At 72.8% G+C, this 7623-nt stretch carries 6 protein-coding genes and 1 pseudogene; 5 read left to right on the forward strand and 2 right to left on the reverse strand.

Annotated elements, in window-relative coordinates:
* Positions 1–15 precede the first annotated feature (15 nt).
* Both FGW31_RS22775 and FGW31_RS22780 read left to right on the forward strand, forming a co-directional pair.
* Entirely contained in the window at positions 16–633 is a 618-nt protein-coding gene (locus tag FGW31_RS22775; RefSeq protein ID WP_202432510.1) for a TetR/AcrR family transcriptional regulator, read from the forward strand.
* A gap of 295 nt (positions 634–928) precedes the next feature.
* Positions 929–1594 carry a maleylpyruvate isomerase family mycothiol-dependent enzyme gene (locus tag FGW31_RS22780; RefSeq protein WP_142195344.1) on the forward strand — a complete coding sequence of 222 codons (666 nt, stop codon included), beginning with the start codon at positions 929–931 and terminating at the stop codon, positions 1592–1594.
* A gap of 357 nt (positions 1595–1951) precedes the next feature.
* On the opposite strand, the gene pepN is transcribed toward FGW31_RS22780, so the two are convergent.
* Positions 1952–4540 (reverse strand): aminopeptidase N, encoded by a 2589-nt coding sequence (gene pepN, locus FGW31_RS22785; protein ID WP_142195345.1) that lies wholly within the window; start codon positions 4538–4540, stop codon positions 1952–1954.
* A 190-nt stretch (positions 4541–4730) separates the two neighbouring features.
* Between pepN and FGW31_RS22790 the strand changes: the two genes are divergently transcribed.
* The gene (locus FGW31_RS22790; protein WP_142195346.1) at positions 4731–5216 is read left to right on the forward strand and encodes a DUF1203 domain-containing protein; all 486 of its coding nucleotides are present in this window, start codon (positions 4731–4733) and stop codon (positions 5214–5216) included.
* A 73-nt stretch (positions 5217–5289) separates the two neighbouring features.
* Here FGW31_RS22790 and FGW31_RS22795 read toward each other — a convergent pair whose 3' ends face one another.
* Positions 5290–6306: an aspartate-semialdehyde dehydrogenase gene (locus FGW31_RS22795; RefSeq protein ID WP_142195347.1), complete on the reverse strand. Its 1017-nt coding sequence runs from the start codon at positions 6304–6306 to the stop codon at positions 5290–5292.
* Positions 6307–6662: 356 nt separating this feature from the next.
* Here FGW31_RS22795 and FGW31_RS22800 point away from each other — a divergent pair, with 356 nt between their 5' ends.
* Both FGW31_RS22800 and FGW31_RS22805 read left to right on the forward strand, forming a co-directional pair.
* Entirely contained in the window at positions 6663–7196 is a 534-nt protein-coding gene (locus FGW31_RS22800; RefSeq protein ID WP_142195348.1) for an RNA polymerase sigma factor, read from the forward strand.
* Position 7197: 1 nt separating this feature from the next.
* A pseudogene (locus FGW31_RS22805) lies at positions 7198–7623 on the forward strand (hypothetical protein); the annotation flags it as partial.

The raw sequence follows: 7623 nt of genomic DNA on the forward strand, positions 1-7623 counted from the left end.
GTTCGGGGAGGTAGGATGGTGCGCGTGGAGATCACCCGGAAAGCGCCGGTCGGCCGGCCGAGAGGCTTCGACGCCGACGAGGCCCTGGAACGGGCGATGCTGGTCTTCTGGGAACAGGGCTACGAGGGCGCGAGCCTGACCGACCTGACCACCGCCATGGGCATCACCCGTACGAGCATGTACGCGGCCTTCGGCAACAAGGAGCAGCTGTTCCGCAAGGCCCTGGAGCGCTACACCGAAGGCCCTGCCTCCTACGCCGCCCGCGCGATGGAGCAGCCGAGCGCCAAGGAGGTGGCCACGGCGTTCCTCGCGGGCTCGGTCAGGGCGACCACCCGCCCCGGCTGCCCCGCCGGATGCCTCGGCGTACAGGGCTCGCTCGCCGCCGGTGAATCCGGGCGGGCGGCCCAGGACGCCCTGATCGCCTGGCGCGACGACGGCCGCCTCCGCCTCCGGCAACGGTTCCAGCGGGCGGTCGACGAGGGCGACCTGCCCGCGGACGCCGACCCGGACCTGCTGGCCCGCTACCTCATGACGGTGGCGAACGGCATCGCCGTCCAGGCGGCGGGCGGCGCCACGCACTCCGAACTCCAGCAGGTGGCCGACGCGGCCCTGCGCAACTGGCCCCCGGTCTGACGGCCCGCGCCCACGGGAGCACGCGGCCCGGCCGGTCACCCGGCCACGGGCGGCCCGCCGGAACTCCGGGAGGAATCAAAGGCCGTGGGCCGGGGAGTGCGACCGGGAGTGCGGCAGCTCCGGCGCGGAGCTGCCGGCGCGCCGGTGGGCAGGGGCGGGCGCGGCGGGCAGGTCGCTCCCGGGCGATGACTTCGCGCCGCGGCAGGAGTCTTCCTCCCGAACGCCCGTGCCGGAGCTGCCCCGTTCCGGCGCGGGCGCGCCGCAGTGCACGACCCGTGACAGGAGACGCGCCCCGATGACCGATCCCCGACCGACAGCGAGCCGCAGCCGCGCGACCGAGATCTGGCCCCTGATCCACGCCGAGCGAGCGGCACTGGCGGCCGATCTCGACGGCCTGACGGCCGAACAGTGGGCCACGCCCTCGCTCTGCGCGGGCCTGACGGTGCGTGAGGTGCTGGCGCACCTCACCGCGGGCGCGAGCCTGAACGCCGTGCGCTGGATGGCGGGAGTGCTCCGCTGCCGGTTCGACTTCGACAAACAGGTGGCCGTGCGGCTGGCCGAGCAGTTGGGCGCGGCTCCGGACGAGACCCTCGAGCGGTTCCGCCGCATCGTGCCGAGCGAGACCAAGCCTCCGCTGCCCGCCATCGCCATGCTGGGGGAGACGGTCGTGCACGGAGAGGACATCCGGCGTCCGCTGGGCATCCGCAGCGGACGTCCGGTCGAGGTCGTCACGCAGGTGGCCGAGTACTACCGGAACTCCGACATGGTGGTGGTCGCCAAGGGACGGATCGGCGGGCTGAGACTCGTCGCCGACGACGGCCCGTTCACGACCGGTTCCGGGCCGCTCGTGTCCGGCCCCACCCTGTCCCTCGTGATGGCCATGACCGGACGCGCGACACACTGCGACGACCTCGACGGCGACGGCGTGGACCTGCTCCGGAGCCGCTGCGGGACGGCATGACCCGCGGCGACACCGGCCCGGCAGCAGCGTGACCCGGCACCGGCCGGCGCCACCACTCGGCCGGCGCCCACGACGGACCCGCTCCGGATCCGGCCGGCGCCACCACTCGGCCGGCGCCCACGACGGACCCGCTCCGGATCCGGTCGGCGCCACCACTCGGCCGGCGCCCACGACGGACCCGCACGGACCCGCACGGACCCGCACGGACCCGCCCGGACCCGGCCGGAGCGACGGCCGGCGACCGGCCTCCGCACGCCGAAGGGCGCCCGGCACGGAACCGGGCGCCCCTCGACACTCACCGCACGCCACGCGCACGCCCACGAACGCTCCCACGCCTGCGGGAACGCTCACCGCGCTCTACCGGGCGGCGGCACCCGCCGCCGCGTCCGCCGCCTGGGCGCGCAGGGCGCGTTCCACGCCCGCGCGGGACTCCGAGACCAGGCGGCGCAGGGCCGCGCTCGGCTCGGTGGCGGTCAGCCAGGTGTCCGTCTTGTCCAGGGTCTCGCCGGAGACCTGCACCGACGGGTAGAGGCCCACCGCGATCTGCTGGGCCATCTCGTGCGAACGGGACTCCCACACGTCCGCCAGCACCTCGAAGTACCGGTCCGTGTACGGCGCCAGCAGCTCGCGCTGGTCGGTCTGGACGAAGCCGGCGATGACCGCCTCCTGCACCGCGTTCGGCAGCTTGTCGGACTCCACGACCGACTCCCACGCCTCCGCCTTGGCCTCCGGCGTCGGGCGGGCCGCGCGGGCGGTGGCGGCGTGACGCTCACCGGCCGCCGTCCTGTCCCGCTCGTACTCGGCCGCGATCTCCGCCTCGTCGAAGCGGCCCACCGCCGCCAGCCGCTGCACGAACGCCCAGCGCAGTTCCGTGTCCACGGCCAGGCCCTCGACGGTCTGCGTGCCGGCCAGCAGCGCCTCCAGCAGGTCCAGCTGCTCGGGCGTGCGGGCCGTCGCCGCGAACGCCCGCGCCCACGCCAGCTGGTGGTCGCTCGCCGGCGCGGCGGACCGCAGGTGGGCCAGCGTCGCGTCGGTCCAGCGGGTCAGCAGCGCCTCACGGGCGGCCGGGTCGGCGTACAGGTCGATGGCCAGCTTCACCTGGCGGTGCAGCGACTGCACGACACCGATGTCGGACTCCTTGCCGATGCCCGACAGGACCAGGGACAGGTAGTCGCGCGCGGCGAGTTCCGCGTCCCGGGTCATGTCCCAGGCAGAGGCCCAGCACAGGGCGCGCGGCAGGGACTCCGCGAAGTCGCCGAGGTGCTCGGTGACGAAGGCGAGGGACTGCTCGTCCAGGCGGACCTTGGCGTACGACAGGTCGTCGTCGTTGAGGAGCACCACCGCCGGGCGGCGCTTGCCGACCAGCTGCGGTACGGCCGTCAGCTCGCCGTCGACGTCCAGTTCGACGCGCTCGCCGCGCACCAGCCTGCCGCCGGCGTCGAGGTCGTAGGCGCCGACCGCGATGCGGTGCGGCCGCAGCGTCGGCTCGCCCTTCGCGCCGGCCGGGAGCGCCGGGGCCTCCTGGCGGACGGCGAAGGAGGTGATGACACCGTCCGCGTCCGTCTCGATCTCCGGGCGCAGCACGTTGATGCCGGCCGTCTCCAGCCACTGCTTCGACCAGGTCTTCAGATCACGGCCGGAGGTCTCCTCCAGCGCGCCCAGCAGGTCCGACAGGCGCGTGTTGCCGTACGCGTGGCGCTTGAAGTACGCCTGCACGCCCCGGAAGAACTCGTCCTCGCCGACGTACGCGACGAGCTGCTTCAGCACGCTCGCGCCCTTGGCGTACGTGATGCCGTCGAAGTTGACGAGCACGTCGTCCAGGTCGCGGATGTCCGCCATGATCGGGTGCGTGGACGGCAGCTGGTCCTGGCGGTAGGCCCAGGTCTTCATGGAGTTCGCGAACGTCGTCCACGAGTGCGGCCAGCGCGAGCCGGGCGCGGCGGCCTGGCAGGCGATGGACGTGTAGGTGGCGAACGACTCGTTCAGCCACAGGTCGTTCCACCACTCCATGGTGACCAGGTCGCCGAACCACATGTGGGCCAGCTCGTGCAGGATGGTCTCCGCGCGCACCTCGTACGCCGCGTCCGTCACCTTCGACCGGAAGACGTACTGGTCGCGGATGGTGACCGCGCCCGCGTTCTCCATCGCGCCCGCGTTGAACTCCGGCACGAACAGCTGGTCGTACTTCTCGAACGGGTACGCGTAGTCGAACTTCTCCTGGAACCAGTCGAAGCCCTGCCGGGTGACCTCGAAGATCGCGTCCGCGTCGAGGAACTCCGCCAGCGACGGACGGCAGTAGATGCCGAGCGGGACGGACTGGCCGTCCTTCTCGTACACACTGTGCACCGAGTGGTACGGGCCGACGATCAGCGCCGTGATGTACGACGAGATGCGCGGCGTCGGCTCGAACACCCAGACGTTGTCCTGCGGCTCGGGCGTCGGCGAGTTGGAGATGACGGTCCAGCCCTCCGGCGCCTTCACGGTGAACTGGAACGTCGCCTTCAGGTCGGGCTGCTCGAACGAGGCGAAGACCCGGCGGGCGTCCGGCACCTCGAACTGGGTGTACAGGTACGCCTGGTCGTCGACCGGGTCGACGAAACGGTGCAGGCCCTCACCCGTGTTGGTGTACGCGCAGTCGGCGACGACCCGCAGCACGTTGCGGCCCGTCAGCAGACCGGGCAGGGCGATGCGGGAGTCCGCGAAGACGTCGGCGGGGTCGAGGGCGTCCCCGTTGAGGGTCACCTCGTGCACCGCGGGGGCCACCAGGTCGATGAAGGACTCCGCGCCGTCGCCGTCCTCCGCGACGTCGAAGCGCACCGTGGTCACGGACCGGTAGGTGCCGCCCTCCTGCGCCCCGGAGAGATCCAGTTCGATCTCGTACGAGTCAACGGTCAGCAGCTTCGCCCGTTGCTGCGCCTCTTCGCGAGTCAGGTTTGTGCCAGGCACGCGGTCATCTCCTCGATATGTGTGGGTTGCGCCATCCTTCCACGCGACATCGCGATCGGGCGACGACGACGGCGAGCCATGGGGATACCCCTGTATCCGCATGTCCGCGGCAGGGGCCCGGACGGCGGATGCGGGGCGTGATGTCCGGAATCCGCCAGCGGCCCGGGACGGCCGGAGCAAGCCTGGACGCATGGCAATCACGACACACCACCGCGCCCGCCCCATCACCCCGGCGGTACTGGAGGAACTCCTGACCGCCGACGACGCCGGCCGTCCCGCCGTCCCCCGCACCGACGACGAGGGCGGCGCCCCGCTCCGCTGCTGTCTGCGCCGCAGCCGCCCCGGTGAGCGGATCGCCCTCGTCTCGTACGCGCCGCTGCGCCGCTGGGCGGCCGGGACGGGCGCCGATCCGGGCGCGTACGACGAGCAGGGGCCGGTCTTCGTCCACGCCGAGGAGTGCCCGGGCCCCGACGACGACGGGCTGCCGTTCACCGACGCCCACCGCACGCTCCGCCGCTACTCCGCCGACGGCCGCATCCTCGGCGGCCGGCTGGTCAGCGCACCGGAGGACTTCGAGCCGGCCCTCACGGAGGCGTTCGCCGACCCGGCGGTGGCGCTCGTCCACGTACGGGCCGTGGAGTACGGCTGCTTCCTGTACGAGGTACGGCGCGGCTGACCCGGCACACGAAGAGGCGGGTGCGGCACCCTGCCGGGTCCCGCACCCGCCTCCCGTACGGCGGTGGCTGACGTCAGCCGCGCAGCTCGTCGGCCACCAGCTCCGCGATCTGCACGGCGTTCAGCGCCGCGCCCTTGCGGAGGTTGTCGTTGGAGACGAACAGCGCCAGACCGTGGTCCACCGTCTCGTCGGGACGGATGCGGCCCACGTACGACGGGTCCTGGCCGGCGGCCTGGAGCGGGGTCGGGATGTCGGTGAGGACGACACCGGGGGCCTCGGCCAGCAGCTCGGTCGCGCGCTCCACGCTGATCGGGCGGGCGAAACGGGCGTTGATCTGCAGCGAGTGGCCGGAGAACACCGGGACGCGGACACAGGTGCCGGAGACCTTCAGCTCGGGGATCTCCAGGATCTTGCGGGACTCGTTGCGCAGCTTCTGCTCCTCGTCGGTCTCGCCCAGACCGTCGTCGACGAGGTTGCCGGCCAGCGGCAGCACGTTGAAGGCGATGGGGCGCTTGTAGACGCCGGGCTCGGGGAAGTCGACCGCCGCGCCGTCGTGGGTCAGCTTGTCGGCCTCGTCGACGACCTTCCGGGTCTGGCCGTGCAGCTCCGCCACGCCCGCGAGACCGGAACCGGACACCGCCTGGTACGTCGCGACGACCAGCGCCTCCAGTCCCGCCTCGGCGTGCAGCGGACGCAGCACCGGCATCGCGGCCATCGTGGTGCAGTTCGGGTTGGCGATGATGCCCTTGGGGCGGTTCGCGATCGCGTGCGGGTTCACCTCGGAGACGACGAGGGGGACCTCGGGGTCCTTGCGCCAGGCGGAGGAGTTGTCGATCACGACCGCGCCCTGCGAGGCGACCTTCTCGGCCAGCGCCTTCGAGGTCGCGCCGCCCGCGGAGAACAGCACGATGTCCAGGCCGGTGTAGTCGGCGGTCGACGCGTCCTCCACCGTCACGCCGTCCAGCTCCGTGCCCGCCGAGCGGGCCGAGGCGAACAGCCGCAGCTCCGTGACCGGGAAGTTCCGCTCCTTGAGGATCCTGCGCATGACCGTGCCCACCTGACCGGTGGCTCCGACGATTCCGACCCTCACGGCGACTCCCTACTGCTTCTGTGCGTATCCGACATGCCTGGCCGAGGCTCTTCCATCATGCGGCCGACCACGGCCCGCCTGTCCAATTCTTTGCCGTCCTGCCCGCCCAGTGGGACGACGGGACGGCAACCAACGGTTGCGGACCTTCGGCCGTCACCCCTGTGAACTGCAGAAATTCAGCCACCGGGGGTCGCGGACCGCAAGGTCCCCTGCCCGGGCCCGGCTCCGGACACACGGAGTGTGACGTACGCCTCGGTGCGGTCCACGACACCGGAAACGCAAAAACGAGGCGCTCCCGCGTGAACGTTCCGGGCGGCAGCGGCGTCGTAAGAGAAACAGCGTGAGGGGGGTGGCCAGTGCTGCGCGGAAGGACCCGGCGCGGCCGGGGGTCGTACGTCGCCGACGACGATCCGCTGGACGCGGCGCAGGAACGCCGGGTGCGGGCGGTGCTCGCACTGGGCGGAGTACCGCAGGCGGACCTGCCGGACGGGGTGCAGCAGGTCCGCCTGCGGCTGCTGGAACGCGCCGCGAGCGGGCGGGAGGCACCGCGCGACGTCTCGGCGTGGGCGGCGGTGGTCGCCTCCAACCTGGCCATGGACTGGCACCGGGCCAAGCGCCGCCAGGAGCGGCTCGGGGAGCGACTGGCCGCGCTGCGCCCGGCGGAACTCCCCTCCGGCGAGGAGACCAGCGTGCTGTCCCTCGCCGTCGCCCGCGGCCTGGAGGAGCTGCCCGACGCACAGCGCCAGGTCGTCGTGCTGCGCTTCTACGCCGATCTGCCGGTGCGCTCGATCGCCGCACAGCTCGGCGTCCCGGAGGGCACGGTCAAGAGCAGGCTGCACACGGCGGTCCGGGCCCTGCGCGCCCGCCTGCACGAGGACGAGGTGGTGTGACATGCCCGCCCACGACGAGAACCCGGCCCACGACGAGAACCCGGCCGGCGACAAGAACCCGGCCCACGAGGAGAACCCGGCCGGCGACGAGAACCCGGCCCACGACGAGAACCCGGCCGGCGACAAGAACCCGGCCCACGAGGAGAACCCGGCCGGCGACGAGAACCCGGCCCACGACGAGAACCCGGCCGGCGACAAGAACCCGGCCCTCGGCAAGATCCCGGCCGGCGACGAGAACCCCGCGTACGACGGCACCGCGTACGACGACGCCGAGCGCGACGGCACCGCGTACGACGACGCCGAGCGCGACGGCACCGCGTACGACGCCGAGCGCGACGGCATGGACGCCCTGATGTCCGCGCTCTTCGACGAGCCGCCGCCCGCGGACGCCCAACGGGACCCGGCGTTCCTGGCCGCGCGCGACGCC

It is taken from the genome of Streptomyces calvus, assembly GCF_006782915.1.
Classification (GTDB): domain Bacteria; phylum Actinomycetota; class Actinomycetes; order Streptomycetales; family Streptomycetaceae; genus Streptomyces; species Streptomyces calvus.